This is a genomic window from Agromyces sp. NPDC057679, from assembly GCF_042799635.1.
GTDB lineage: Bacteria > Actinomycetota > Actinomycetes > Actinomycetales > Microbacteriaceae > Agromyces.
Map to the genome: position 1 here is coordinate 376,957 of NZ_JBHVIK010000005.1, position 24,893 is coordinate 401,849.

At 72.0% G+C, this 24,893-nt stretch carries 21 protein-coding genes and 1 tRNA gene; 16 read left to right on the top strand and 6 right to left on the bottom strand.

All coding sequences use genetic code 11. The features are described from left to right. The first annotated feature begins 1 nt into the window (after position 1). On the top strand, positions 2-583 hold the full coding sequence (locus ACFVAJ_RS21190) for a group III truncated hemoglobin (RefSeq protein ID WP_376947748.1): 582 nt from the start codon (positions 2-4) through the stop codon (positions 581-583). Between the two features lie 101 nt (positions 584-684). Here the strand turns inward: ACFVAJ_RS21190 and ACFVAJ_RS21195 are convergent, their stop codons facing one another. Then, entirely contained in the window at positions 685-1,743 is a 1,059-nt protein-coding gene (locus ACFVAJ_RS21195; RefSeq protein WP_376947750.1) for an aminotransferase class V-fold PLP-dependent enzyme, read from the bottom strand. An 81-nt stretch (positions 1,744-1,824) separates the two neighbouring features. Between ACFVAJ_RS21195 and ACFVAJ_RS21200 the strand changes: the two genes are divergently transcribed. From ACFVAJ_RS21200 to ACFVAJ_RS21210, 3 genes are all read left to right on the top strand, one after another. Beyond that, on the top strand, positions 1,825-2,787 hold the full coding sequence (locus tag ACFVAJ_RS21200) for a LysR family transcriptional regulator (protein ID WP_376947752.1): 963 nt from the start codon (positions 1,825-1,827) through the stop codon (positions 2,785-2,787). A gap of 10 nt (positions 2,788-2,797) precedes the next feature. Beyond that, positions 2,798-4,312 (top strand): glutamate--tRNA ligase, encoded by a 1,515-nt coding sequence (gene gltX, locus ACFVAJ_RS21205; protein ID WP_376947754.1) that lies wholly within the window; start codon positions 2,798-2,800, stop codon positions 4,310-4,312. Between the two features lie 317 nt (positions 4,313-4,629). After that, positions 4,630-4,701, top strand: a tRNA-Gln gene (locus ACFVAJ_RS21210). A gap of 62 nt (positions 4,702-4,763) precedes the next feature. On the opposite strand, the gene ACFVAJ_RS21215 is transcribed toward ACFVAJ_RS21210, so the two are convergent. Further along, the gene (locus ACFVAJ_RS21215) at positions 4,764-5,360 is read right to left on the bottom strand and encodes a TetR/AcrR family transcriptional regulator (RefSeq protein ID WP_376947756.1); all 597 of its coding nucleotides are present in this window, start codon (positions 5,358-5,360) and stop codon (positions 4,764-4,766) included. 75 nt (positions 5,361-5,435) lie between these two features. On the opposite strand from ACFVAJ_RS21215, the gene ACFVAJ_RS21220 reads away from it, so the two are divergent. Then, positions 5,436-7,160 (top strand): FAD-binding protein, encoded by a 1,725-nt coding sequence (locus tag ACFVAJ_RS21220; RefSeq protein ID WP_376947758.1) that lies wholly within the window; start codon positions 5,436-5,438, stop codon positions 7,158-7,160. A 67-nt stretch (positions 7,161-7,227) separates the two neighbouring features. On the opposite strand, the gene ACFVAJ_RS21225 is transcribed toward ACFVAJ_RS21220, so the two are convergent. Further along, positions 7,228-8,019 carry an SDR family NAD(P)-dependent oxidoreductase gene (locus tag ACFVAJ_RS21225; protein WP_376947759.1) on the bottom strand — a complete coding sequence of 264 codons (792 nt, stop codon included), beginning with the start codon at positions 8,017-8,019 and terminating at the stop codon, positions 7,228-7,230. Positions 8,020-8,157: 138 nt separating this feature from the next. On the opposite strand from ACFVAJ_RS21225, the gene ACFVAJ_RS21230 reads away from it, so the two are divergent. Beyond that, the gene (locus tag ACFVAJ_RS21230; protein WP_376947761.1) at positions 8,158-8,664 is read left to right on the top strand and encodes a MarR family winged helix-turn-helix transcriptional regulator; all 507 of its coding nucleotides are present in this window, start codon (positions 8,158-8,160) and stop codon (positions 8,662-8,664) included. Positions 8,665-8,691: 27 nt separating this feature from the next. Here the strand turns inward: ACFVAJ_RS21230 and ACFVAJ_RS21235 are convergent, their stop codons facing one another. Then, positions 8,692-9,555, bottom strand: a complete 864-nt coding sequence (locus ACFVAJ_RS21235) for a TspO/MBR family protein (RefSeq protein ID WP_376947763.1) — start codon at positions 9,553-9,555, stop codon at positions 8,692-8,694. Between the two features lie 147 nt (positions 9,556-9,702). On the opposite strand from ACFVAJ_RS21235, the gene ACFVAJ_RS21240 reads away from it, so the two are divergent. The 7 genes from ACFVAJ_RS21240 to ACFVAJ_RS21270 all read left to right on the top strand — a co-directional run bounded on the left by ACFVAJ_RS21240 (position 9,703) and on the right by ACFVAJ_RS21270 (position 16,892). After that, positions 9,703-10,275, top strand: a complete 573-nt coding sequence (locus ACFVAJ_RS21240) for an ArsR/SmtB family transcription factor (protein WP_376947765.1) — start codon at positions 9,703-9,705, stop codon at positions 10,273-10,275. Beyond that, the gene (locus tag ACFVAJ_RS21245; protein ID WP_376947767.1) at positions 10,272-11,618 is read left to right on the top strand and encodes an MFS transporter; all 1,347 of its coding nucleotides are present in this window, start codon (positions 10,272-10,274) and stop codon (positions 11,616-11,618) included. The genes ACFVAJ_RS21240 and ACFVAJ_RS21245 overlap by 4 nt, the downstream gene beginning before the upstream one ends. Positions 11,619-11,704: 86 nt before the next feature. After that, positions 11,705-12,037: a PadR family transcriptional regulator gene (locus ACFVAJ_RS21250; protein ID WP_376947769.1), complete on the top strand. Its 333-nt coding sequence runs from the start codon at positions 11,705-11,707 to the stop codon at positions 12,035-12,037. Then, on the top strand, positions 12,034-13,086 hold the full coding sequence (locus ACFVAJ_RS21255) for a permease prefix domain 1-containing protein (RefSeq protein WP_376947771.1): 1,053 nt from the start codon (positions 12,034-12,036) through the stop codon (positions 13,084-13,086). The genes ACFVAJ_RS21250 and ACFVAJ_RS21255 overlap by 4 nt, the downstream gene beginning before the upstream one ends. Before the next feature lie 133 nt (positions 13,087-13,219). Beyond that, complete coding sequence (locus tag ACFVAJ_RS21260) at positions 13,220-14,248, top strand: iron ABC transporter substrate-binding protein (RefSeq protein WP_376947773.1); 1,029 nt, start codon at positions 13,220-13,222, stop codon at positions 14,246-14,248. A 77-nt stretch (positions 14,249-14,325) separates the two neighbouring features. Continuing rightward, complete coding sequence (locus ACFVAJ_RS21265) at positions 14,326-15,801, top strand: ABC transporter permease (RefSeq protein ID WP_376947775.1); 1,476 nt, start codon at positions 14,326-14,328, stop codon at positions 15,799-15,801. Next, positions 15,798-16,892: an ABC transporter ATP-binding protein gene (locus ACFVAJ_RS21270; RefSeq protein WP_376947777.1), complete on the top strand. Its 1,095-nt coding sequence runs from the start codon at positions 15,798-15,800 to the stop codon at positions 16,890-16,892. The genes ACFVAJ_RS21265 and ACFVAJ_RS21270 overlap by 4 nt, the downstream gene beginning before the upstream one ends. Here ACFVAJ_RS21270 and ACFVAJ_RS21275 read toward each other — a convergent pair. After that, positions 16,880-19,756, bottom strand: a complete 2,877-nt coding sequence (locus ACFVAJ_RS21275; protein ID WP_376947779.1) for an AMP-binding protein — start codon at positions 19,754-19,756, stop codon at positions 16,880-16,882. The two genes, ACFVAJ_RS21270 and ACFVAJ_RS21275, sit on opposite strands and share 13 nt — an antisense overlap. Positions 19,757-19,915: 159 nt before the next feature. Between ACFVAJ_RS21275 and ACFVAJ_RS21280 the strand changes: the two genes are divergently transcribed. After that, positions 19,916-20,497, top strand: coding sequence for a YdeI family protein (locus ACFVAJ_RS21280; protein WP_376947781.1), 582 nt, complete (start codon positions 19,916-19,918; stop codon positions 20,495-20,497). A gap of 82 nt (positions 20,498-20,579) precedes the next feature. Here the strand turns inward: ACFVAJ_RS21280 and ACFVAJ_RS21285 are convergent, their stop codons facing one another. Beyond that, positions 20,580-22,238: a flavin monoamine oxidase family protein gene (locus ACFVAJ_RS21285; RefSeq protein ID WP_376947783.1), complete on the bottom strand. Its 1,659-nt coding sequence runs from the start codon at positions 22,236-22,238 to the stop codon at positions 20,580-20,582. A gap of 376 nt (positions 22,239-22,614) precedes the next feature. On the opposite strand from ACFVAJ_RS21285, the gene ACFVAJ_RS21290 reads away from it, so the two are divergent. Beyond that, a complete protein-coding gene (locus ACFVAJ_RS21290) occupies positions 22,615-23,094 on the top strand; it encodes an Lrp/AsnC family transcriptional regulator (protein WP_376947785.1) in 480 nt (159 codons plus the stop codon). A 165-nt stretch (positions 23,095-23,259) separates the two neighbouring features. Then, positions 23,260-24,759 carry a flavin monoamine oxidase family protein gene (locus tag ACFVAJ_RS21295; RefSeq protein ID WP_376947787.1) on the top strand — a complete coding sequence of 500 codons (1,500 nt, stop codon included), beginning with the start codon at positions 23,260-23,262 and terminating at the stop codon, positions 24,757-24,759. The last annotated feature ends 134 nt before the right edge of the window (positions 24,760-24,893 follow it).

Here is a 24,893-nt window from a genome sequence, read left to right on the forward strand (position 1 = left end):
CATGGACGAGCAGGGTGCGGGGCACGGGGCGGAGGTCACCGGCAGCGCCGGCGACCCCCTGACGATCGAGCCTGCGCCGGGCGACGGGCACCACGACCTCCGCGACCGCGACGACCTCGCCACGCTCATCGAGGCGTTCTACCTTCGGGCGTTCGCCGATCCGTTCATCGGACCGATCTTCACCGACGTCGCGAAGATGGACCTCGCCCACCACCTGCCCATCATGTGCGACTTCTGGGAGTCGGTGCTCTTCGACGCCGGCACCTACCGCCGCAACGCGCTCGCGCTGCACGTGGCGCTCGATGCGAAGCACCCGCTCACCGAGGCGCACTTCGACCGGTGGCTCGTGCTCTGGCGCCAGACCGTCGACGACGGCTTCAGGGGCGAGGTCGCCGACCGCGCGAAAGTGCAGGGCGAGCGCATCGCCGCGTCGATCCGCCGCCGCCTCGCGGGCGGCACCGGCTCGGCGTACGAGACGATCACGACGCGCGAGCGGCTCGAGGCGGAGGGCACGATCGACGGGCCCGGACCCGGGCCCGGGCCCGGGCCCGGGGTCGACGGCCCGGCCGGCGGCCGCGGTTAGAACGGCCGGAGGGTGGGGCCTCGCGGCTTCGGATTCTGCGCGGCGGGCGCCTCGAGCCACGGGCGTGACGGCGGAGCCGCAGACGACCGGCGGCCCGAGCCTCAGTGCCGCAGGCTGAGGTGCGCGGCGCTGCCCATCACGGCGTCGGCGGCGCGCGAGACATCCTCGTCGTCGTTCCAGAGGTGGAACGCGACGCGTGCCCGGCCGGCGCGACCCGACGCGACGAGCCCGGCGGCGGTCAGCGCCGCGAGGTCGCAGCCGGTCTCGTCGGGCCAGGTGACGATCGCCGAGTCGGAGGCGTCGAGTCCGATCCGCTCGCGGAACGCGTTCGCGAGCCCCACGTCGTGCCGCTGCACCCCGCGCAGGTCGAGTGAGGCGGCGAATCCGAGCGCGGCCTCGGCACCCGCCCAGGCGTGCCACGCGGGGGAGACCTCGAAGCGGCGGGCGCCGTCGGCGAGGTGGAGTTCGGGTCCGTAGCACGACGCCCACGGGTCGGTGCCCGAGTACCAGCCCGCGGTGTGCGGGGTGAACGACCCGACCGCCCGGTCGGAGATCGCGGCGAAGGCCGCACCGCGGGGTGCGCCGAGCCACTTGTAGGCGTGGCAGACGACGAGATCGCCGGTGACGTGGTCGGTCGGCATCCATCCGGTCGCCTGCGTGGTGTCGACGAGGGTCAGCGCTCCTGCGTCGCGGGCGGCGGCGGCGATGGATGCCTCGTCGGCGATCTCGCCGGTCGCCGACTGCACGAGCGAGTACGAGACGAGCCAGGTCGACGGGGTGACGGCGTCGGCGAGGGCGTCGAGCGGAACGTGCCGCACGTCGAGGTCGCCGCGCGCGAGGAATGGGGCGACGACCGACGAGAAGTCGCCGTCGACGCACAGGATCTCGGCGCCGGCCGGAGCGGCGGCGGCGGCGAGCCCCGTGAAGACCGAGACCTGCGATCCGGTCGCGATGCGCTCGGGGGAGGTGCCGAGGAGGCCCGCGGCGTGCCCGCGGGCGCGCTCGAGGGCGGCCGAGTAGTCGGCGGCGGTGGCCGCGCCGAGCGACCAGCGCTCGAGGTCGCGGCGCACGGCGTCGCGGGTGACGTCGGCCGGCAGGCCCAGGGTGCAGGCGGCGAGGTAGCCGCGGCCTGCGGCGAAACGGTCTCGGAGGTGGTGCATGCCTCCAGCGTCGAACAGTTCGACTCATTCGACAAGAACCAGTGTTCGATGACATGCATAACCAACGCTTATGATGCTGGCATGTCGGATGCCTCGATCGACGCCCTCGCGGCCGCCCTCGACCTGCAGACGGTGCGGGTGGTGCGCCGCATCGCCGAGCACGGCTCGCTCACCGCCGCGGCCACCTCGCTCGGCTACAGCCAGCCCGCGGTGAGCCAGCAGCTCCGCCGCTTCGAGGAGCGCACCGGCATCGCCCTCGTCGAGCGCGTCGGCCGCGGCATCCGCCTCACCGAATCGGGGCGCGTGCTCGCCCGCCACGCGAACGACGTCGCGACCGCCCTCGAAGCGGCCGCCGGCGAGCTCGCCGAGCTCCGGGGGCTCCGGGCCGGGCGGGTGCGCCTCGTCGCCTTCCCGTCGGCGTCGGCGACGCTCGTGCCCCGGCTCATCGCCGCGCTCGCGGCGGAGCATCCCGGCGTCACCGTCACCTACGTCGAGGCCGAGCCGCCCGAGGCGGTCGCCGCCGTGCGCGCCGACCGCGCCGACGTCGCGATCACCTTCAGCTACCCGGGCGACCGCGACGACCCGCACCGCGCGAGCGCGCGCGGCCTCGACGTGCGCGGCTACGGCGAGGAGCCCATGCAGCTCGTGCTGCCGGCGGGGCACCCGGCAGCGGCATCCGACCGCATCGAACTCGCAGCCCTCGGCGACGAACCCTGGATCGCCGGCTGCCCGCGCTGCCGCGGGCACCTGCTCGAGCTCGCGGATGCCGCGGGGTTCACGCCGCGCATCGCCTTCGAGACCGACAACTTCGTGGCCGTCGAGGGCATGGTCGCGCAGGGCCTCGGCGTGGCGCTGCTGCCGGCGCTCGCGCTCGCGGCGTCGCCGAGGCATCCCGACGTGGTCGCCCGGCCGACCGCGCGCGCCGACGTGCGCTCCCTGCATCTCGTGACCGCGCAGGGCGCGGGCAGGGTGCCCGCCGTTGCGGCCACCCTCGCCGCGCTCGATGGCCTCGCCGGCGAGCGGGCCGCGCGTGTCGCTCGGTAGCATTGAGGCGATGTCCGAGTCAGCTCACCCCTTCACCCAGGCCACCGGCAGCGATGTCCGTGTGCGCTTCTGCCCCTCACCGACCGGCACGCCGCACGTCGGCCTCGTGCGCACCGCCCTGTTCAACTGGGCCTATGCACGCCACACCGGCGGCACCTTCGTGTTCCGCATCGAAGACACCGACGCCGCGCGCGACAGTGAAGAGAGCTACGAGATGATCCTCGACGCGCTCACCTGGCTCGGCCTCGACTGGGACGAGGGCGTCGGCGCCGGCGGCCCGCACGAGCCGTACCGGCAGTCGCAGCGCGCCGGCATCTACGCCGAGGTCATCGAGAAGCTGAAGGCCTCGGGCCACGTGTACGAGAGCTACTCGACCGCCGAGGAGATCGACGCCCGCAACGAGGCGAACGGACGCCCGAAGCAGCTCGGCTACGACAACTTCGACCGCGACCTGACCGACGAGCAGAAGGCCGCGTTCCGCGCCGAGGGCCGCGAGCCCGCCCTGCGCCTGCGCGTGCCCGAGGTCGACCTCGGCTTCGACGACCTCGTGCGCGGTGAGATCAACTTCCCCGTGGGCAACACGATCGACTTCGTCGTGGTGCGCCCGAACGGCGCCCCGCTCTACACGCTCGTGAACCCCGTCGACGACGCGCTCATGGGCATCACGCACGTGCTGCGCGGTGAAGACCTGCTCTCGTCGACGCCGCGCCAGATCGCGCTGTACCACGCGCTCATCGACATCGGCGTGACCACCTTCGTGCCGCGCTTCGGCCACCTGCCCTACGTCATGGGCGAGGGCAACAAGAAGCTCTCGAAGCGCGACCCCGAGTCGAACCTGTTCCACCACCGCGACCGCGGCTTCATCCCCGAGGGGCTGCTGAACTACCTCGCGCTGCTCGGCTGGGGCTTCTCGGCCGACCGCGACGTGTTCAGCCGCGACGAGCTCGTCGCCGCCTTCGACGTCGAGAACGTCAACCCGAACCCGGCGCGGTTCGACCTGAAGAAGGCCGAGGCGATCAACGGCGACCACATCCGCCAGCTCGACGTCGCCGACTTCGCCGCGCGCACCGTGCCGTACCTGCAGGCCGCGGGCGCCGTCTCGACGCCGATCACCCCGGGGGAGGAGGCGATCCTCGCCGAGGCCGCCCCGCTCGTGCAGGAGCGCATCAACCTGCTCGGCGAGGCGCCCGGAATGCTCGGCTTCCTGTTCACCGACGCCGACTCGCTCGAGTTCGACGAGGCAGCCGTCGGCGGGCTGCCGGCCGACGCGCCCGCGGTGCTCGCCGCCGCCCGCAACGCCCTCGACGCGCTGCCCGCCGAGGCGTGGACGATCGCCGAGATCGAGGAGGCGCTTCGCGCCGCACTCATCGACGGCCTCGGCCTCAAGCCCCGCGTGGCCTTCGGCCCCGTGCGCACCGCCGTGTCGGGCCGCCGCGTCTCGCCGCCGCTGTTCGAGTCGATGCAGATCCTCGGCAAGGTCGACTCGCTCGCGCGCGTCGACCGGCTCGCCGCGCTCATCGGCTGACCTCCACGGTCTGCCGCAGCTTCGCTGCACGTTTCTGGATGCCCCGGGGTTCGCCTCCGGGGCATCCGTCGTCTCTGCATCTTTGGGTCTCTGTGTCTTTGCGTATTTGCGTCTCTGACGGCCTGCCGGTCGAGGAGCGAGCGAAGCGAGCGTATCGGGACCTCGATCGTGCCGATTCCGGTGGTCGAGGAGCGAGTGAAGGGTGCCGCTCGAGACCCGCTTTCGCCCTCGCAACGCGCCGAGGCTCGCTCAGTTTGGGAGTCTCCCGATAATCGGCTACAGTTGACTCTCGGCGCGGAACTCCGGTTTCAGGCCATTGGGGTATGGTGTAATTGGCAACACGGCTGATTCTGGTTCAGTTGTTCTTGGTTCGAGTCCAGGTACCCCAGCAGTGAGAAACCCCCGGTTCGCCGGGGGTTTTCGTGTTTCTCGGCGGAGACGCACCGGCTGCTCAGTCGCGTGCGGCTGCCGTGCCCAGCTGCTCGAAGAGCACCGCGTCGACGAGCGCCGCCGCCTGACCTGGCTGATACGGCGCGCGGCGGAGCGCCCGCAGGATGAACGCACCGATGAGCGCATCGATGATGAGCTCGATCGAGGCCGTCGAGGCGAGTTCGCCCCGTTCCTGCGCGACCGCCAACCGCTCGGCGAGGAGGCGCGTGGCGGGATTGGCCTCATCGAGGCGATGTCCGACGACGGCATCCTCCGCGGCCGCGGCGACGAGGTAGCGGGTCAGGGCGGTGGCTTCGGGGTTCTCGGTGAGCCCGAGGGTGGGTTCGAGCCAGCCGACCAGGTCGGCGCGGAGGTCACCGGTGTCGGCGGGCAGGGGAGTGGGTAGCACGATCGCACCCTCGAGCAGGGCATCGGCTACCAGTGCGCTCTTCGACGGCCACCACCGGTAGATCGTCGGCTTGCCGACTCCGGCGTCGGCCGCGATCCCCTCGATCGTGAGCTGGTCCCAACCGCGTTCGGCGAGCTGCGCCGCCGTCGCGTTCAGGATCGCCAGCCGCGCCTTCTCGCTGCGGACGGCCCCGCGTCGTCGCTCGGTCATGGTCACACCGTAGCGGCACTATTCACAAAACGCTCCGTTACGTAATATGAATGCGTCATCGATCAAGGAGGATTCATGACCGACACCCGAACCACCGGATCCGAACACCCGAGCGACGAATACGACGTGGTCGTCGTCGGATCCGGGGCCGCCGCCTTCGCCACCGCCCTCGGCGCGATCGACGAGGGGCTCACCGTCCTGATGGTCGAGAGCACCGAGCGTTTCGGCGGCAACACCGCGATGTCCGGCGGCGGACTCTGGCTGCCGAACAATCCGCTGATGCAGCGCGACGGCGCGCGCGACTCGCGTGAAGAGGCCCTCCGCTACCTCGAGGAGACGGTCGGCGAGCCCGGCCGGTCGTCGAACCGGGCGCGCAAGGAGGCGTTCGTCGACGGCGTCGCCGACTTCGTCCTGACCACCGAACGCTTCGGGTTCCGATGGATCCGGGCCGACAAGTATCCCGACTACTATCCCGAGCTCCCCGGCGGCAAGATCGGCCGCTCGATCGAGCTCGCCCCGGTCGACAGCAAGCGGATCGGCGCGTGGCGCAAGAAGTCCCGGGCGCTGCTCCCGTTCCCCATGCTGAACAGCGACATGTACCTGCTCGGCCGCGCGTGGTCGACGTGGTCGGGCTTCTGGCAGGGCGTCCGGCTCGTCTTCCGCACGCTCGGCGGACTCGTCACCGGCCGCATCCTCGTCGGCATGGGCGCCGCGCTCGCGACCTCGTTCGCGAAGACCGTCGTGCTCGACGGCGGGGTGCCGCTCTGGCTCGACTCGCCCGCCCGGCGACTCGTCGTCGAGGGCGACCGCGTCGTCGGCGTCGAGGTCGAGCACGGCGGCGAGCTCGTCACCGTGCGCGCCCGCAAGGGCGTCATGCTCGCCGCCGGTGGATTCGACCGGGATCGCGAGCGACGCAAGGCGCTGCAGGGCGTCGAGGGCAACCCGGCCGGCTCGCCGGGTGCGCTCGGCGGCGGCATCGACATGGCCGCCGAGGTCGGGGCCGACCTCGAGTACATGGAGGACGCCTGGTGGGGCGCCACCGTTCGCCCGGTCGAGGGCGGCCTCAGCTCGTTCATCGTCGGCGAGCGGTCGATGCCGCACTCGCTGCTGGTCGACAAGGAGGGGCGCCGGTTCGCGAACGAGTCGGAGTCGTACGTCGACCTCGGGCATCACATGCTCGAGCACGACGGCGCGACCGGTCCCTACTGGATGATCCTCGACGGCCGGTACGCGAAGCGGTACTTCCTCACCTTCGCCGCCGACCCGAAGGCCAACAAGGCGATGGCGGCGCAGGGCATCAAGGTGACCGCGCCGACCCTCGACGAGCTCGCCGCGAAGATCGGCGTCGACCGCGAGGCGTTCGCCGCCGAGATCGAGAAGTTCAACGGATTCGCCCGCACCGGGCGTGACCAGGACTTCCAGCGCGGCGACTCGGCGTACGACCGTTACTACGGCGATCCGACCATCCTCCCGAACAACAACCTCGCCCCGATCGAGCACGGGCCGTTCACCGCCTACGAGGTCGTCATCGGCGACCTCGGCACGAAGGGCGGCGTCGTCACCGACGAGCACGCACGCGCACTCCGTGCCGACGGCACGGTGATCGAGGGGCTCTACTCCGCCGGCAACAACTCGGCCGCGGTGATGGGCCACACCTATCCGGGTCCGGGATCGACGATCGGGCCGGCCTGCGTGTTCGGCCTCATCGCCGCCCGGCACATGGCGGCGGGCGGCGCCGTGGTCGGTGCCGAGGCAGGTGCCACCGCAACCGAGTCGGTCGCGGCATCCGGCGCCGCCTGAGCGACGCGTCGCGCGCGTGGCCGAGACGCCACGCGCGCGACGAGCCCGCCGCCCGCGAAGGAGGCCGCTAGAGCGTCGTGGTGAGCACGCCGCCGTCCGCTCGGATCGCGGCGCCGTTGGTCGCCGAGGCGAGGGGGCTGGCGAGGTAGGCGACGAGGCCGGCGATCTCCGACGGGTCGAGGAATCGTTCGAGCAGCGTCGTCGTGTTCTGCCCGATGATCGCCGCCTTGACGGCGTCGACGGGAGCGGACTGCGCGTCGGCGATCGACGCGACGGTCGCGGCGACGCCGTCGGAGTAGGTCGGGCCGCCGAGCACGGTGTTGACGGTGACGGCAGTACCGCGCGTGCGTTTGGCCAGCCCGTTGCCGAGGGCGATCATCGCCGCCTTGGTGACGCCGTAGTGCACCATGTCGGCGGGGATGTTCACGCCGGACTCGCTGCTGATGAGGAGGACGCGGCCCCATCCCCGTTCCAGCATGCCGGGCAGCAGGCGGCGCGAGAGGCGCACCCCGCTCATCACGTTGACCTCGAAGTATCGGCTCCACTCCTCGTCGGAGACCGACTCGAATTCGGCGAGCCCGAAGAGGCCGACGTTGTTGACGAGGATGTCGACCTCGCCGAGCTCGTCCACGAGTCGTTCGACCTCGTCCGGCGCGGAGAAGTCGGCCGCCAGTCCGGTGTGGTCGGCCTCGGGGTGCGCGGCGCGCAGCTGAGCCACGGCCGCGTCGACGCGGTCGGCCGTGCGCCCGTTCAGGATGACCCGGACGCCCTCGGCGGCGAGCGCATGCGCGATTGCGAAGCCGATGCCCTGCGTCGATCCGCTGATGAACGCCGTCCTGCCCTGTAGTCGCAGATCCATCTGCATCTCCCTCCGGCAGCGCTCCAGGCGCTGCCCATTCACTTGCTTGGGAAAGTAATTCTAGGAAGAATTCACTTTCCTGAGCAAGTTTCTGGGTGTCGTCGCCTCCCGGATCGTCGGGTGCCGTAGCCTCGGATCATGCCGTCGTCGTCCGAATCGTCAGGCCTGAGCGAAGCCCACCTCGAGGTGTGGGCCTCCCTCGCCACGCTCCTCGAGCGACTCCCCGCGACGCTCGACGTGCAGCTGCAGCGCGACAGCGGCCTCACGCATTTCGAGCACGGACTGCTCTTCGCGCTCGACAGCGCAGGCGATCGCACCCTCAGGATGAGCACGCTCGCCGGCTACGCGAGCAGCACGCTCTCGCGACTGTCGCGCGCGATCTCACGGCTCGAGCGGAAGGGACTGGTCCGTCGCGAGGTCGATCCGAGCGACGGGCGGGTCACCCTGGCCGTGCTGACCGACGACGGGCACGACCTGCTCGTGCGGTCGACGCCCGCGCATCACGCGCTCGTCGAGCGGCTCGTGTTCGACGCGCTCACCCCGCAGCAGGTGCGTCAGCTCGGCATCATCGCCGGGCGACTCGCGCAGGCGGTGGACCCGGCCGAGACCTGGAGTCCCGGAGGGGCTCGGACCGGACCCGCCTGACCGCTCCCGTCGGGGTCGGGAGCTCGCTCACCTGGAGGTGGCGCGCTCGAGTCGAGCACCGGTGCTCCGCTGTCGGGCTCGCTCGTGGCGCACCCGTGCGATCGCCGTGGCGGCGACCACGAGGGCCGCCGCGATCAGCGCGGCGACGCCGGTCGCGATCGAGTGCGGCTCATCGGTGATCCGCGCGACGGCGACCCAGCACAGTCCCCAGCACAGCGCCAGCGCCGGGGCGATGCGTCCGCCGCCCCAAAAGGCGAGCGCGATTCCGGCTGCGGCCGCGACGGCCAGCACGAGCACGGCCCAGATCTCAGGGTCGATACCGAAGCCCTCGAAGGCGGCGGCGACGAGGACGGCGGTGGCATTGGCTGCCGTCGCGATGACGACCCAGCCGAGGTAGAGGCCGATCGATCCGTCGGCGACGACGGCCTCGACCCGGTTCTTCGGGGCGGTGCCCCGCAGGACGACGAAGAGTCGGCAGAGCGCCACGAGGAGGGCGACGATGATCGGCAGACTGAGTGCGAGGAGATCGAGCTGCACGCTCGTGATCCAGACGGCGTTCAGCACGAGCGACGCGGTCACCCACCAGCCCAAGCGCCGCTGGCGTTCGTCGTGCCGTTGGGCCGGCAGCGCCTGCCAGATCGCGTAGGCGAGCATGCCGACGTAGATCACGCTCCAGATGCGGAAGGCGCCGGTGCCCGGCGCGATCAGCGTCGAATCGGCGGCGAGCGTGCCCCCGGCCGCGTCCTGGATCGAGGTGCCGACGACGACGCCGGAGCCGATGAAGGCCGCGACGATCGCGAGCACCGAACTGATGAGGACGACGAGCTGCCTGGCGACGTCGCGCCGGCCGGTGGTGTCGCCGGTCGAAGAGCGGGAGGTAGCGGTGGTCACGAGCGCGTTCCTTCCTCGGTGGTTCTGTGGTGCCACAGCCTCGCACGCACGGCCGTGCGGCGTCTGCCCGTTGACATCCGTTTGTGACGCCCGAAAAATACACAAGGATACTTGTACAAATGTTCTTGTGTATCTAATGTCGGAGGCATGGATATTGCCCCCGAACCCGCTGACGGCATCCGCGACATCGTCGACGCCGACGTCCTGAAGGCGTTCACGCATCCGCTGCGCAACCGCCTGTACGACCTGCTCGCCGTCGACGGCCCCGCGACTGTCTCGATGCTCGCCGAGCGGGCGGGCGTCGCGATCGGCAGCGTGAGCCACCACCTCGGCATCCTCGCGAGGGCGGGACTCGTCGTGGAGGCGCCCGAACTCGCCCGCGATGCCCGCGAGCACTGGTGGCAGCGGGCGCAGCGGGGTGTCCGCTGGTCGTCGTCGGGCCTCACCGACCCGGCGGCGCGCACGATCGCCGACTCGCTCGAGTCGCAGATGCTCCAGGAGCAGCACGACCGGGCGCGGCAGTGGCTCGCCGAACGCGACGCGCGTCCCGAGTGGTCCGAGGTCGCGTTCGCGCACCAGTCGCGCCTCTGGCTCAGCCCAGCCGAGCTCGCCGAGCTCGACGAGGCGATCGTGGGGCTGGTCCGGTCGTACTCGGGCCGTGACCACGACGGGCGGGAGGCGGTGCTCCTGTGGGCGCGCGCGTTCCCGAACCGGCCGTGAGCGTCGAGCAGGCGCGCCGCGCCGGAGCAGCGTCGGGGGCGGATGCCGTGGGGTCGATCCAGCCCGCGTCGGCGGTGCCGGCCCGGGGCGGAGGCGGCAGCGGCGGTCTCCGGCGCAACCGCGATTTCCTGCTGCTCTGGGCGGGGGAGGCGGCCTCGGTCACCGGCGCCGGGATGACCAGCGTGCTCCTGCCGCTCGTCGCCGTCGACCTCCTCGACGCCTCGGCGACCTGGATGGGCGTCATCGCGGCGGCCACCTGGCTGCCGTGGCTCGTCGTCGGGCTGCCGCTCGGCGCGTGGGTCGACGGCCGATCGCCGCGCGCCGTGATGATCGGCGCGAACGCGGTCTCGATGCTGGCGTACGTCTCAGTGCCCGTCGCGGCGGTCGTCGGCGTGCTGAGCCTCTGGCAGCTCGTCGTCGTCGCGCTCGTGGTCGGCACCGGCACGATCGCGTTCAGGTCCGCGTATACGAAACTGCTCGTGCGCATCGTTCCCGAGCGCGACCGGCCGGTCGCCAACAGCCTGCTGTTCGGCACCGAGAACGCCGCCAACACGGTGGGGCCGGGGCTCGGCGGCCTCGTCGGCCAGCTCGTCGGACCGGTGAAGGGCATGCTCGGCGAGGCGCTCGGACTCGCGATCTCGCTCGTCTGCCTCGTGGTGATGCGGCCGCACCCCGCGGCGTCGACGCCGCGTCGCGAGCCGCTCTGGGCGTCGGTGCGATCGGGTCTCCGGCTCGTCTTCGGCGACCGGCGGCTGCGGTTCTTCGCGCTGCAGGGCGCGGTCGCGAACTTCGGCCTGATCGGGCAGCAGGCGATCCTCGTGCTGTGGCTGAGCCGCGAGCTGCACCTCGACTCGGGCGCGATCGGGCTCGTCTTCGCCATCTCCTCGATCGGCGGCATCGCGGGCGCGCTCGCCGCGCCCGCCCTCGGTCGTCTGCTCGGCGACGCCCGCGGCGTCAGCATCACCCTGACGGTCGCGGGGCTCATGCTGCCGCTGCTCGCCTTCGCGCAGCCCGGCCCGGTGCTCTGGATCGTGGTCTCGGCGAACGCCGTGGCCGTCGCGGGCATCGTCGCGGCGAATGTGCTGCGGCGCACCTGGGTGCAGTCGTACGTGCCCGAGCACATGCTCGCGCGCCAGAGCACGAGCGCCCAGCTCGTGAACTTCGCGGGCATGCCGATCGCGGGCGTGCTGGCGGGGGTGCTCGCCGAGCAGTGGGGGCCGGCGCCGGTGATCTTCGTGATGGGCGTCGTGGCGCTCGTCGCGAACGCGGCCTCCTGGCTGCAGCCCTGGCTCCGTCGCCGCGATCTCCCTCGTCGAACGGCCGGGACGACCGCGGACTCCTGACCGCCGACCTGCGAATGCTTGACGTACTACGGCACGCGTAGTACGTTCGGTGGTGCATCAGCCGGCGAGCGGAATGGAGGACCACGATGATCAGTGCCGACGCGATCCGCGGGTACGTCGACCTCATGGTGCTCTCGCTCCTGCGGCAGCGGCCGTCGTACGCGTACGAGCTCGCACAGCAGATCCACGCCGTGACCGGCGCCGAGTACACGATCAAGCAGACCACCCTGTACTCGGCGGTCAAGCGCCTCGAGGGGTCGGGGCTCGTCACCTCGTACGCCGGGGCATCCGAGTCGGGCAAACCGCGCACCTACTACCGCATCACCGACGACGGGCTCGCCCACCTCGAGCTGAAGGTCTCCGAGTGGCGCGACACGAAATCGGTCGTCGACCGGTTCATCGAAGGAGTCGAAGCATGAACGTCATCACCGCCTACCTCGAGACGATGTTCGGCGCCTACCCGCCGACCTCGAAGATGCTCGAGGCGAAGGCCGAGCTGCACACGATGATGGAGGACGCCTACCAGGGGTACCTCGCACAGGGGCTCTCCGAGAACGAGGCGGTCGGCCGGGTCATCACCGAGTTCGGCAACCTCGACGAGCTCGCGCCGCAGCTGGGCATCAGCGCCGAGATCGCGCCCGCAGCCGGAGCGTTCGGTGCCGCGGACGGCGCGGCGTCGCCGTCGGCGAGTCGGGCGCCCGCTCCCGCGCCCGTCACGCAGGAGGAGGCCGAGGGGTACGCCGAGGCGCGCCGTCGCAGCGAGCCGCGCGTCGCGCTCGCCGTGGCCATGTTCGTCGTCTCCCCGGCCGTGCTCATCGCGCTGGCGACGCTCACCGGCGGCGGCGCGATCGCCCTCGACCAGCAGGTCGGCGTGCTGATCGGGCTGGGAGTCCTGCTCGTGATGGTGACCGTCGCCGTCATGATGATGGTGCGACGCGGCCAGTTGCTCGAACCGTTCTCGCGACTGACCGCGGGGGAGTTCACCCGGACGGCGTCCGTCGACCGCTGGGCGCGGCAGCTCGCGGCCGAGGCGTCCCCGCGGCGCACCACCGCCCTCCAGGTCTCGATCGCCCTCTGGATCCTCGCCGTCACCCCGGTGCTCGCCATGAGCCTGCTCGCTCCACCCGAGGTGACGGAGTCCTGGATCGGCGTCGCCGTCGCCGCGATGCTCGCCATCGTCGCGACCGGGCTGCTCGTCTTCCTCCCGAGCAACTGGGCCGCCTCGGTCGCCGAGACCCTCACGCAGGCCGAGGGCGTCGCCGCGGCATCCGACGACCGACGCGGCATCGTCGGCGTGATCTCGGCCTTCTACTGGCCGCTCGTGGTGGTCGTGTTCCTCGGGTGGAGCTTCATCGGCGGTGACTGGGGCCGCTCGTGGATCATCTGGCCGATCGCCGCCGTGCTGTTCGCGGCGATCTCGTCGGGGCTGCACGCGGTCGAGCGCTACCGCGCCAACCGCGCCGGGTAGAGGAGCGGCGAGCAGGCGCCGGCGCGAGCGGGCGAGGGCGAGCACGAGGCATCCGATCGCCGATCGGAGCGAGCCGCTGGGTGCTTTAGGATAGCCTTACCTGCTTGCCTCGGCCTGAAAGGTCCTCCTCCCCATGCGTTCACCCCTGCGCCGTGCCGTCGTGCCCGCCGTCGCCCTCACCCTGTTGCTCAGCGGCTGCGCCGCCGGAGGCGCGGGCGACGCCGCGGTCGACGAGGACGCCCTCGTCGTCTACAACGCGCAGCACGAGGAGCTCACCCAGGAGTGGGCCGACGCCTTCACCGAGGAGACCGGCATCGAGGTCGTGCTCCGCAACGGCGACGACAGCGAGCTCGGCAACCAGCTCGTGCAGGAGGGGGCGGCCTCGAAGGCCGACGTCTTCCTCACCGAGAACTCGCCGGCGATGTCGCTCGTCGAGGAGGCCGGCCTCTTCGCCCCCGTCGACGAGTCGACCCTCGCACTCGTGCCCGAGCAGTACCGCCCGGCCTCCGGTGCGTGGACGGGCATCGCCGCCCGCTCGACGGTGCTCGTCTACAACCCCGAGCTGATCAGCGAGTCCGAGCTCCCGGCCTCGCTCCTCGACCTCCAGAAGCCCGAGTGGAAGGACCGCTGGGGCGCCGCCCCCGCGAAGGCCGACTTCCAGGCCATCGTCTCCGCCGTGCTCGAGACGCAGGGCGAAGACGGCGCGCGCGCCTGGCTCGAGGGCATGGCCGAGAACGCGGTCGAGTACCGCAACAACATCGTCACCATGAAGGCGGTCAACGCCGGCGAGGTGCCGGTCGGCATCATCTACCACTACTACTGGTACCGCGATCAGGATGCCGCGGCTGAAGACAGCGGCGACACGAAGCTGCACTACTTCGGCAATCAGGACCCGGGCGCCTTCGTCAGCGTCTCGGGCGGCGGCGTGCTGGAGAACGCGAAGCACCCCGAGGAGGCGCAGCAGTTCCTCGCCTTCATCGCGGGGGAGCAGGGCCAGCGGATCCTCGGCGAGGGCTACAGCTTCGAGTACCCCGTCGCCTCGGAGGTGCCCGCGAAGGCGGAGCTGCCCCCGCTCGACACCCTCGACGCCCCCGTGATCGACCCCTCGTCGCTCAACGGCCCGAAGGTGATCGAGCTCATGACGGAAGCCGGTCTGCTCTGACCTCGACGGCGACCACCGCTCCGACGGTCGCGACGCATCGGCGTCGGGCGCCCGTCGGCCTGGTCGTCATCGTCGCCGTGCTCGCCGCCGGCGCGCTCGTGCCGATCGGCTACGTCGTGCAGGCGGCGTTCGCGATGGGCTGGGACGAGCTCTCGGCGCTCGTGTTCCGCCCGAAGGTGGGCGAGCTGCTCGTCAACACCGTGCTGCTCGTCGTGATCGGCGTGCCCGCGAGCGTGGTGCTCGGGGTCGGCGCAGCCTGGCTCGTCGAGCGCACCGCGCTGCCCGCGCGGCGCCTCTTCGCCGTCGGCTTCGTCGCACCGCTCGCCATTCCGGCGTTCGTCGCGAGCTACGGCTGGGCGAGTGCGATCCCGTCGATCAGCGGACTCTGGGGCGGCGTGCTCGTCGCCGTGCTCGCGTACTTCCCGCTCGTCTACCTGCCGGCGCTCGCCGCGATCCGAGGCCTCGACCCCGCGCTCGAGGAGTCGGCGCGGGCGCTCGGCATGGGGTCGTGGGGCGTCTTCGCGAGGGTGGTGCTGCCGCAACTGCGCCTCGCGGTGCTCGGCGGTGCGCTCGTCGTCGCCCTGCACCTGCTCGCCGAGTACGGCGCCTTCGCGTTCCTCCGCTTCGACACCTTCACCACGGCGATCGTCGTCGCCTATCAGGCCACCTTCGCCGGCCCGAACGCCGCTGCGCTCGGCCTCGTGCTCGCCCTGCTCTGCCTCGTGCTGCTCGCCGCCGAGTCGCTCGCGCGGGGTCGCGCGCGCTACGCCCGCGTCGGCAGCGGCTCGCCGCACCCGCCGGCCCGGCTGCCGCTCGGCCGGCTCGCGCCGCTCGCCGTGATCGCGGCGGCGGCCATCGTCGTCTCGGCGACGGTCGTGCCCCTCGCGAGCGTCGTCCGCTGGCTCTTCACCCCGGCCGTGCTCGATCTCGCCGCACTCGTGCCGGCGACCGTGCAGACCCTCGTCCTCTCGATCGGGGGCGCGGTGTGCGCCATCCTCGTCGCGCTGCCGTTCGCGTGGCTCGCGGTGCGCTATCCGAGCAGGCTCGCCCGGATGCTCGAAGGCGCCGCCTATCTCGCGTCGAGCCTGCCGGCGATCATCGTCGCCCTGGCGCTCGTCGCGACGACGCTCGCGTTCGCTCCGGCCCTCTACCAGACGGCGTTCACGGTGATCGTGGCCTACGTCGTCATCTTCCTCCCGCGCGCCCTCGTGCCGCTGCGAGCCGGGCTCTCCCAGGTGCCCGAGTCGCTCGAGGAGGCGGCGCGCTCCCTCGGCGTCGCGCCATGGGCCGCCCGCCTCCGGGTGACCGCGCCGATGCTGGTGCCGGCCGTCGCCGCGGGCGGCGCCCTCGTCGCGCTCGGCGCCGCGAACGAGCTGACGGCGACGCTGCTGCTCGCGCCGACGGGCACGCGCACCGTCGCGACGAGCTTCTGGTCCGCGGCATCCTCGCTCGACTACCCTGCCGCCGCGCCCTACGCCGTGCTGCTCGTGCTGCTCTCGGTGCCCGCCGTCGCCCTCATGTTCGCCCACGCCACCGGACGGAGCCTCCGATGACCCTGCGCCTCGACCGCATCTCGAAGTCGTTCGGCGGCACCGAGGTGCTCCGCGACGTCTCGCTCGAGGTGCCCGACGCCACCCGGCTCGCCCTCGTCGGCTCCTCGGGCAGCGGCAAGAGCACGCTGCTTCGGCTCATCGCGGGCTTCGAACGCCCCGACACCGGCACGATCTCCCTCGACGGCCGCGAACTCGCCGGGCCCGCCGCGGCGATGCCCGCGCACCGTCGCGGCATCGGGTACGTCGCCCAGGACGGCGCGCTGTTCCCGCACCTCTCGGTCGCCCGCAACATCGCCTTCGCGCTGCCCCGCGGGCCGGGCCGGGCGGCGCGGGTGCGCGTGCTCATGGAACTCGCCTCCCTCGACCCGGCACTCGCCGAGCGCATGCCGCACGAGCTCTCCGGCGGCCAGCAGCAGCGGGTCGCCCTCGCGCGGGCCCTCGCCCTCCGCCCGAGCGTGATCCTCCTCGACGAGCCGTTCAGCGCCCTCGACACCGGGCTGCGCGCGCAGACGCGGCGGGCCGTGATCGACGTGCTCGAGCGCAGCGGCGTGACGGCCGTGCTCGTCACCCACGATCAGGACGAGGCGCTCTCGTTCGGCCAGCAGGTGGGCGTGCTCGCCGGCGGCCGGCTCGTGCAGGCCGGCGATCCCGCGGCGGTGTTCGACGCGCCCATCGACGCCGGGGTCGCCGAGTTCCTCGGCGACGTCGTCATGGTGCCGGCGCGGTCGGCGGGGGCAGACCTGGCCGACTGCGCGTTCGGATGCCTCGTGGTGCGCCATGACCGCAGCGGCGGCGCCGAGCGGGTGTGCGCGATGCTGCGGCCCGAGCAGCTGCGCCTGGATCCGGGCGCCGCCGACGGCAACGCGACCGTTGTCGGCGTGCGTCGCACCGGCGCTTCGGCGGAGCTGCGGCTGCGGCTCGGTGCGGCGGAGTTCCCGGTCGAGGTGACGCATCGCGTCCCGCTGCACGAGGCGGGCCGCTTCGAGCCCGGTTGCCCCGTGCAGGTCGCGGTCGACGGCGGCGTCGTGCTCTACCCCGAGCACGATCGGCCGACGGCCGCTCCGGCCGCCGCGGTCGCTCAGTCCGACTGAGCCGCTGACGCACTCGCGTGGGCGACCGTCGTCCTCGGGGCGTCGTGCTCCCCGCCCGACCTCGCACGACGTGCACTCGCGCGTGCCGCGAACGCGCCGCGCGCACGTCGCGACAGCTTCGACAGCCGCCCGCTCGCGGCGAGGTACACGCGCCACGCGAGCACGCCGACCGTGAGCGACAGGAGGGTGCCGAGCCAGGGCGCGGTCGCCTCGAACGGCGGATACACCTGCCAGTGCGTGAGGTAGATGAACATCGAGGCGCCCGCGAGCGTCACGACGCCGGGGAGGAGCCGGCGCGGCAGCGGGATCGTCCTGATCCAGATGAGTGCGAGCACGCCGCCCGCGACGATCGCCTCACGACCGGGGTCGCCGAAGAAGCCGAACGAGCTCGCGACCGCGAGCACCGAGACGAGCAGCCGCCGGGCCGTCGTGTCGGCGCGGGCGACCAGCCAGCCGAGCGCGATGAGCCAGACCACCACGGGGGCGCTGTACCGCTCGACGAACTCGGCCTCGGGGCCCGCGATCGCGAAGCGAGCGGCGAGTGCGACCGCGAGGGCGCCGAGCGCGAAGCCGAAGGGCGCCCGGCGCTCGAGCCGGTCGACCGCGCGCACGCCGAACAGCAATGCGAGGCCGACGATCGTCCACACGGCCGCTTCGAGGAACCAGAACTGCCATTGCTCGTTCCATCGGCCGTCGCTCGGCATCAGGTTGTTCACGAGCAGGGCCGTGGCAGGGCGGTACTGCGCGGTCACGAGGGCGACCGCGCCGATCCAGAGCACCGCGGGCACCGCGAGCTGCACGGCGCTCCGGGCCAGTCGGCGCACCCGGGTCGCGCCCGGCACCGGAGCGAGCTGGAACCGTGCGAGGTTGTAGCCCGCGACCGCGAGCAGCAGGTGCGCGCCGCCCTTCACCATGAAGAGGTCGGCGTGCGTGCCGACGATGAGCACGATGGCGGCGGCACGGAGCACCGCGGGCGTCTCGAGGCGCACCAGGCGGGGACGCCGGCGAGGCGGTGCGGCGGAGCCGGGGGCGGATGCCCCGCGCGAGCCGCCCGTCGCCGGTGCGCCGGCCGGGGGTGCGCCGGGCGCGTCAGCCGGCTGCGGTGTCGACTCCGCGGTCACGGCCGCCGTGCCGCTCGAGCCGCCGAGTGCGGCGAGCTCGCGGGCGGAGAGCTGCGGCCAATCGCGGGGGAGCGGCCCCAGCAGCTCCTCCAGGCGGAGCGACACCTCGATGTAGCTCAGCGAGTCGCCGCCGAGGCCCGCGAACGAGTCGTCGGGGCCGGCGGTCGGCCGGCCCAGCAGCGTCGCGAACAGGTCGCGAACGCGACCCGGGTCGGCGGCGGCGATCGCCGAGCCGCCCGCGAGGGCCGTGCGCGACTCGTTCGACACCCGATCGTGGTCGGCGGCGAAGCGCACGAGGGCCGCGGTGTCGGGCTTCCCGCTCGAGGTCCGCGGGAACTCGTCGACCGCGTAGCCGGCGACGGCGTGCAACGGCAGCCCGGTGAGCGCGGCCGCCCGTTCGCGCGCCCGCACGGCGACGCGCTCGGACGTCGCGAAGACGAGCAGCCGGGCGTCGTCGGTCGCCGCGCGCGCGGTGAGGCCCTCGTCGGCGAGCAGGCGCTCGACCCGATCGAGGTCGAGGCGCAGGCCGAACACCTTGGCGAAGCGGTTCGCGCGCCCGACGATCTCGAAGAGGCCGTCGGCCCGGCGGCGGGCCAGGTCGCCCGTGCGGAGCTCGTGCACCGTGCGCCCGAGGGCGAAGTCGGCCGGCGTCTCGGCGTAGCCGAGCATGACGTTCGGCCCCTCGTACACGAGTTCGCCGGTGCCCGTGTCCGGGCGGAGCCCGTCGCCGGGAGCGGCGCCGGCGATCGGCGGGCAGCCCGAGGCATCCGCTTCGCCCTCGATGGAGTCGAGCGGATCGATGCGCAACCGGCCGCCGGGGATCGGCCGGCCGATGGCGCCGGCGGCGCTCGCCGCGAGCTCGGGCGGGAGATACGCCATGCGCGCCGTCGCCTCGGTCTGCCCGTACATGACGAACAGCTCGAATCCGCGTCGCTCGCCGAGCGCGGCGAAGCGTCGCACCGCGTCGGGCGCGAGGCGCCCGCCCGCCTGGGTGAGGGTGCGGAGGCTCGGCAGCTCGCGGTCGGCGAAGCCGCCGGCCTCGAGCAGCTCGAAGGTGTACGGCACGCCGGCGAACGAGGTGACGCGGTGCTCGGATGCCTCGTGCCAGAAGGCCTCGTCGGTGACCGATCGCTCGGTGAGCAGCAGGCTCGCCCCGGCGAGCAGGTGGCTGTTCACGACCGAGAGTCCGTAGCAGTACTGCAGCGGGAGGGTGGTGGCGGCGCGATCGGCCGGCCCGATGCGGAGGTACTCGGCGATCGCTTCGGCGTTGCTCCGCAGGTTCTCGACCGAGAGGCGCACCAGCTTCGGCGAGCCCGTCGACCCAGAGGTGCTGGCGAGCAGCGCGAGTTCGGGGTGGAGTTCGTGCCGACTGCCGGTGCGGCGCTCCTCGAGGGTCCATCCGGTCTCGCCGTGGTCGTCGATGCCGCTCCGGGCGATCACGTCGGGGTCGAAGCGCTCGACGAGCGCGGCGCGGTTCCGGCATGCGGTCTCGTCGCCCTCGCCCGGCACGAAGAGCACCGGGTGGCCGCCCTCGAGCGCCGCGAGGTACGTGACGACGGGGTCGAGGGCGTTGCCCGCCTCGATCATCACGAGACGACGGGTCGTGCCGAGCTCGTCACGCCGCCGGGCGACCCGATCGCCGAGTTCGGCATAGTCGACGACCCGGCCGTGGGCGACGAGCGCGGGGTCTTCCGGACGGCCGCCGAGCATCGAGACGCCGATGGCGGGTGCGGTCAGGGGCATCGAGCAGAGCTTTCAGAGCAGGGGAGGGTGCCGAGTGGCGAAGGTGAGCCTACCCTAACTCGTCGAAGCCATTCGTCCGTCTTGCACCTCGACGCCCATCCTGTCGGAGGCGCGCCCTACGATGGGCAGCACCCTGGACGTCCCTCGAGAAGAGCTGAGATGAGCCCCGAGATCACCCCCTTCGTCGTCGCCGATCGCGCGGCCTGGCGCGCCTGGCTCGACGCGAACGAAGAGCGCTCCGATGGGGTGTGGTTGCTGCTCGCGAAGAAGGGCACCACCGAGCCGACCACCCTGAGCTACGCCGAAGCGCTCGACGAGGCGCTCTGCAGCGGATGGATCGACGGGCAGAAGCGCAGCCACGACGCCGCCTGCTTCCTGCAGCGGTTCACGCCGCGGCGACGCGCGTCGCTCTGGTCGCAGCGCAACATCGGCCTCGTCGCAGGACTCGTCGATGAGGGGCGCATGCGCGCCCGTGGGCAGTCCGAGATCGATCGGGCCAAGGCCGACGGGCGCTGGGAGCGCGCCTACGCCGGCTCGTCGACGATCGAGGTGCCCGACGATCTCGCGGCGGCGCTCGCTGCGTCACCCGCGGCATCCGAGCTCTTCGACCGTCTCAACGCCACCAACCGGTACGCCGTGCTCCACCGCGTCACGACCGCGCCGAGCGCGACCAGCCGGGCGAACCGGCTCGCGAAGCTCGTCGGCGGCCTCGAGCGGGGCGAGACGCCGTACCCGCAGTGAGCACGCGAGTCGATCGGTGGCGGGCCTCCACGCCGCGGCCGCGTTCGGGAGCGTCCACGACGCGGGAGCCCGCGCATCCCGATCAGGAGAGCGCGACCGCCTTCGCCGCTCGCTCGCCCGAGACGACGGCCCCGTTGAGGAAGCCGAAGTACTCGACGCTCGTGTGCTCGCCCGCGAAGTGCACGTTGCCCTCGGGCATCGAGCCGACGCCGAACAGCTGCGTGTACTGGCCGGGGCGGGGGCAGGTGTACGCGCCCTTCGACCAGCGGTTCGCCCACCAGTAGTCGCGGTACGCCTTGCCCGTGTACGCGCCGGTCACGCCGGGGAAGATCGGCTCGAGCTGCGCGAGGTAGCCCTGCACCTGCGCCGCCGGCGCGGTGCCGAACGGCACGCCCGACCACCCCTTCACCTGGTCGCCCGAGGGGAAGAAGTTGTAGACGCCGAGCGGGAGCGGATGCGAGGCCGTGTCGTCCCAGCCGCACTGGAAGCCGGACGGGTTCGTGTAGGCCGCCCCGCCGAAGCCCTGCTCCACCCACGGCCGGTGCGAGACCTGCACGTGGATCTTCGCGTTCGCCCCGAGGCCGAGTTCGTCGATCGCGCGCCGCGTCAGGGTCGAGAAGCCCGACTGGCTGAGATCGCAGTCGCGCAGCGTCGTGTACGGCAGCGCGAGGATGACCCGGTCGACCGTCTTGTCGATCGTCTGGTTGCCGACCCTGAAGCTCAGCCGGACCGTGCCGTCGGCGTTGCGCTTCACCGCGACGAGCTCGTGGCCGTAGCGCACCGTGTTCGCCGGGAGCTCGGCGATCATGCGCGTCACGATCTGGTCGTTGCCGCCGCGCACGAGGTACTTCTCGTCGGCGCCGTTGATGGGCGAGAGGCTGTTCTGCGAGTTCCAGCCGAGCAGGTACACGAGGTTCAGTGCCGACTGCTCGTGCGACTCGAGCCCGTACTCGGCCATCACGTTCGACTGCATGAGCTTCGCGAAGCGGCTGGACAGACCGCCGGGCACGTTCGCCGCGAGCCACTCGTCGACGGTCATCTCGTCGAGCGCCACGCCCGCGGCCGTGTGCACGTCGTGGGTCTGGCAGTAGGGCGCGGCGGCGAGGTCGGCCTTCATCGCCTGGTACACCTGCCCCCAGTCGTCGTTCGCGTCGTCGTGCGGGTAGTCGCCGCCGTCGATGCGGTACTTGTCGACCCAGCCCCCGTAGCTGCCGCCCGACACCACGTCGAGGCTCAGCCCGAGGTTCGACGCGAGATTGCGGATCGCGTTGTGGTCGGTGTTGATGAGCGCTCCGCCGTGCTCGACGACGATGCCCTCGTCGAAGAAGCCGCGCAGGCTGTAGCAGCGCCCGCCAGCCCGGGAGCTGCCCTCGTAGATGGTCGATGCGATGCCCTTGGTGCGCCAGAGCCAGTGCGCCGCGCGGGTGCCGGCGAGTCCGGCACCGACGATCGCGACGCTCGGGGCGGGAGCCGGCTTCGCCACGGCCGCCGCGGCCGGCATCGGCGCGGCCATCGCGAGCGCCGCGCCCGCCCCGGCGACGCCCGCGACCCTGAGGGCGTCGCGTCGGCTGGGCGGCAGGCCGCCGCGTTCGGTCGAACCGGATGCCTCGGCGCGGGCTTCGGCCGCTTCGCCGAGCACCTCGTCGACCGGGACGCCGCGCCGTTCGGCCTCGCCGTGGGCGCGCAGGATCGAGCCGATCCGAGTGGTGAGCGGCGTGGTGCCGCGGGGGATTGCCTTCATGAAGAACCTCGCTGTCCGTCTCGGTGGAGCGTTGCTGAACATGGTGCAAGTCGATGGCCGCCGTCGTGACGAGTGGATGATTCGTCATGCCGTGCGAAACCCAGCTGTTGATTTGTGAGAAGTTGAGTCAGATGATTGCGCATTCAACAAGACTCCGCAAGGATGGCCGTCAGATTGGCCTCGGGGCGAGTCGACATGCGCTCGAGGGGCATCGCACGTCCGATCGATCGAGAGAGGAACCCGTCATGACGCATCCGTCGTCAGTGCAACCGCGGTCATCGTCCCTTCGGCGCAGGGCCGCCCCATGATCGAGCTCCGCGCCGGCGTGCCGCAGCCGGATCGACCGAGCCCCGGCGATCCGCGCTAGCCTCGATCCGTGAACGAGCTCGACGGCCTGGACCACCTCGACCGCCGCATCATCGCGGCGCTCCAGGTGGACGGACGGCGCCCGATCTCCAGCCTCGCCGCTGAGTTCGACGTGCCCGCCTCGTCGGTGCGCTATCGCCTGAAGAAGCTGGAGGACGAAGGGGTCCTCCAGGTCGTCGGGATCGCGAACCCCCTGGCCATCGGCTTCGACCGGCTCGCCCTCGTCGGGGTGCGCGTGCGGCCGGGTACGGCCCGGGCCGTCTGCGCGTCGCTCGCGGCCCTGCCCGAGACGAGCTATGTCGTGATCACGAGCGGCAGGTTCGACGTGATGGTCGAGGTGATCTGCCGCGACGTCGCGCACATCGTGGATGTGCTGGAGAACAAGATCGGCGCCGTCGACGGCGTCGTCTCGACCGAGTCGTTCTTCGTGCTCGAAGTGCACAAGCTCGCGTACGGGTGGGGCGTCCCCGAGGTCTCGAGCGCCGACTAGGCGCCCCCGCCCCCGCCCCGCCCCCCGCAGGTCCCCATCGCACGCTCCGTCAGGTCTCGACGGAGTGCGAACCGACGCGCATGCAGCGGAGCATGCCGTCACGCGCCGATCGCCCGATCACGGGCATCGCGCGCATCGAACGACCGACAACGAAGGAGTTGCACCATGGAGAACATCAGCCGTCGCGGCCTCCTGCTGGGCGGGCTCGCCGCCGCAGGAGGGCTCGCCGAATTCGCCGCTGCCGGCCCGCCGATCGGCCCGGGCAACGGTCACGGCAACGGGACGCCCTCGCTGAAGCATGCGACGGGCGACAAGAAGAACTGGGACGTGATCGTCGTCGGGGCCGGTGCCGCCGGCATCGGTGCTGCGCGCCGCCTCACCGACCAGAACCCCGAGCTGCGGGTCGTGATCGTCGAGGCGCGCGACCGGATCGGCGGCCGCATGTACACCGACCGCACCTCGATGGGCATCCCGATCGAGCGCGGCTGCGAACTCGTGCACGGCGGCCCCTACGCGCCGACCTACCCCTGGATCCAGCAGGCCGGGTTCGACCTGCGGATGTTCCGGCACAACTCCATCCGTCTCGCCGATGCGCCGGCGTCCTCGGCGTCGTCGCAGTGGCACCAGTGGGACTCGCCGACCTCGTGGCTCTTCCCCTTGGGCATCCCCGAGGGACTCGTCCAGTACGACCCGGCAGGGCAGAACCAGCCGTTGCCTGCGGCCCTGCCCGGCGAGAAGGCCGACGCGTACCTGCGGCGCCTCGGCGTGACCGCGACGAACACGCCGAGCGGCCTCATCTACGAGCTGACCGACGACAGCGAGCCGCTGTACAACACGGCCGCAGCTCGCGCCGTCGGGCCGCTGCGGGACTGCATCCGGTACACGCTGCACCCCGAGCAGGCGCCCGAGCCCGAGATCCTGGACCCGGACGACCCCCGGTACGACGACGGCGACTACAAGATCATCGGCGGTTACGACCAGCTGCTCAGCTTCATCGCCGGGGATGTCCCGGTGATGCTGCGGACCGTGGTCGAAGAGGTCGACTACACGCCGAACGGCGTCGAGCTGCGCACCTCGAAGGGCACGATGTCCGCGAAGCGCGTGGTGTTCGCCGTCCCCGCCGGGGTCATGAAGCACCGCGACATCGCCTTCACCCCGGGCCTGCCGGCCGCGAAGTGGGCCGCGTTCGACGCGTTCACCTACAGCAACATCTTCAAGTGCGTGCTCGAGTTCAAGGACAAGGTGTTCACGCCGAACGGCACCGACGACTGGGGCTACGCCGAGTCGATGGATCACTTCCCGACGACGCTCTGGAACGCCTCGATCGCCTCCCCCGGCTACAGGGGGCAGGTCATCGTCGGATGGGAGACCGGCGCCGCCGCTCGAGAGCTCCACGCGCTCCCGCTCGAGCAGAAGTACCAGGCCGTGCTCGAGGTCGTGCGCAGGTCGGCCGGCGACCAGGGTCTGAAGTACCACAAGGCCGTGATGACCGACTGGGCCAATGAGCCCTACTCGTGGGGACCGTACGGAAGCGGCGGGAGCTCGGCGGACATGGCGGCGACGGTCGACGGCGTCCTCTACTGGGCGGGCATGCGCACGAGCACCGTCTCCTCGTCGTACACCTCGGGCGTCACGCAGGCGGACCAGCTGCTTCGGGGGCTCTAGCCGGCGCTGCCCGGCCGGGAACCGGGAAGACCGCCGCGCCCGAACGATCCACATCGTTCGGGGCGGCGGTTCGTCGCGTGACGAGGGCGATGAGGTCCGGGCCGAAGTGGGCGCTCACGCGGTCGCAGCCGACC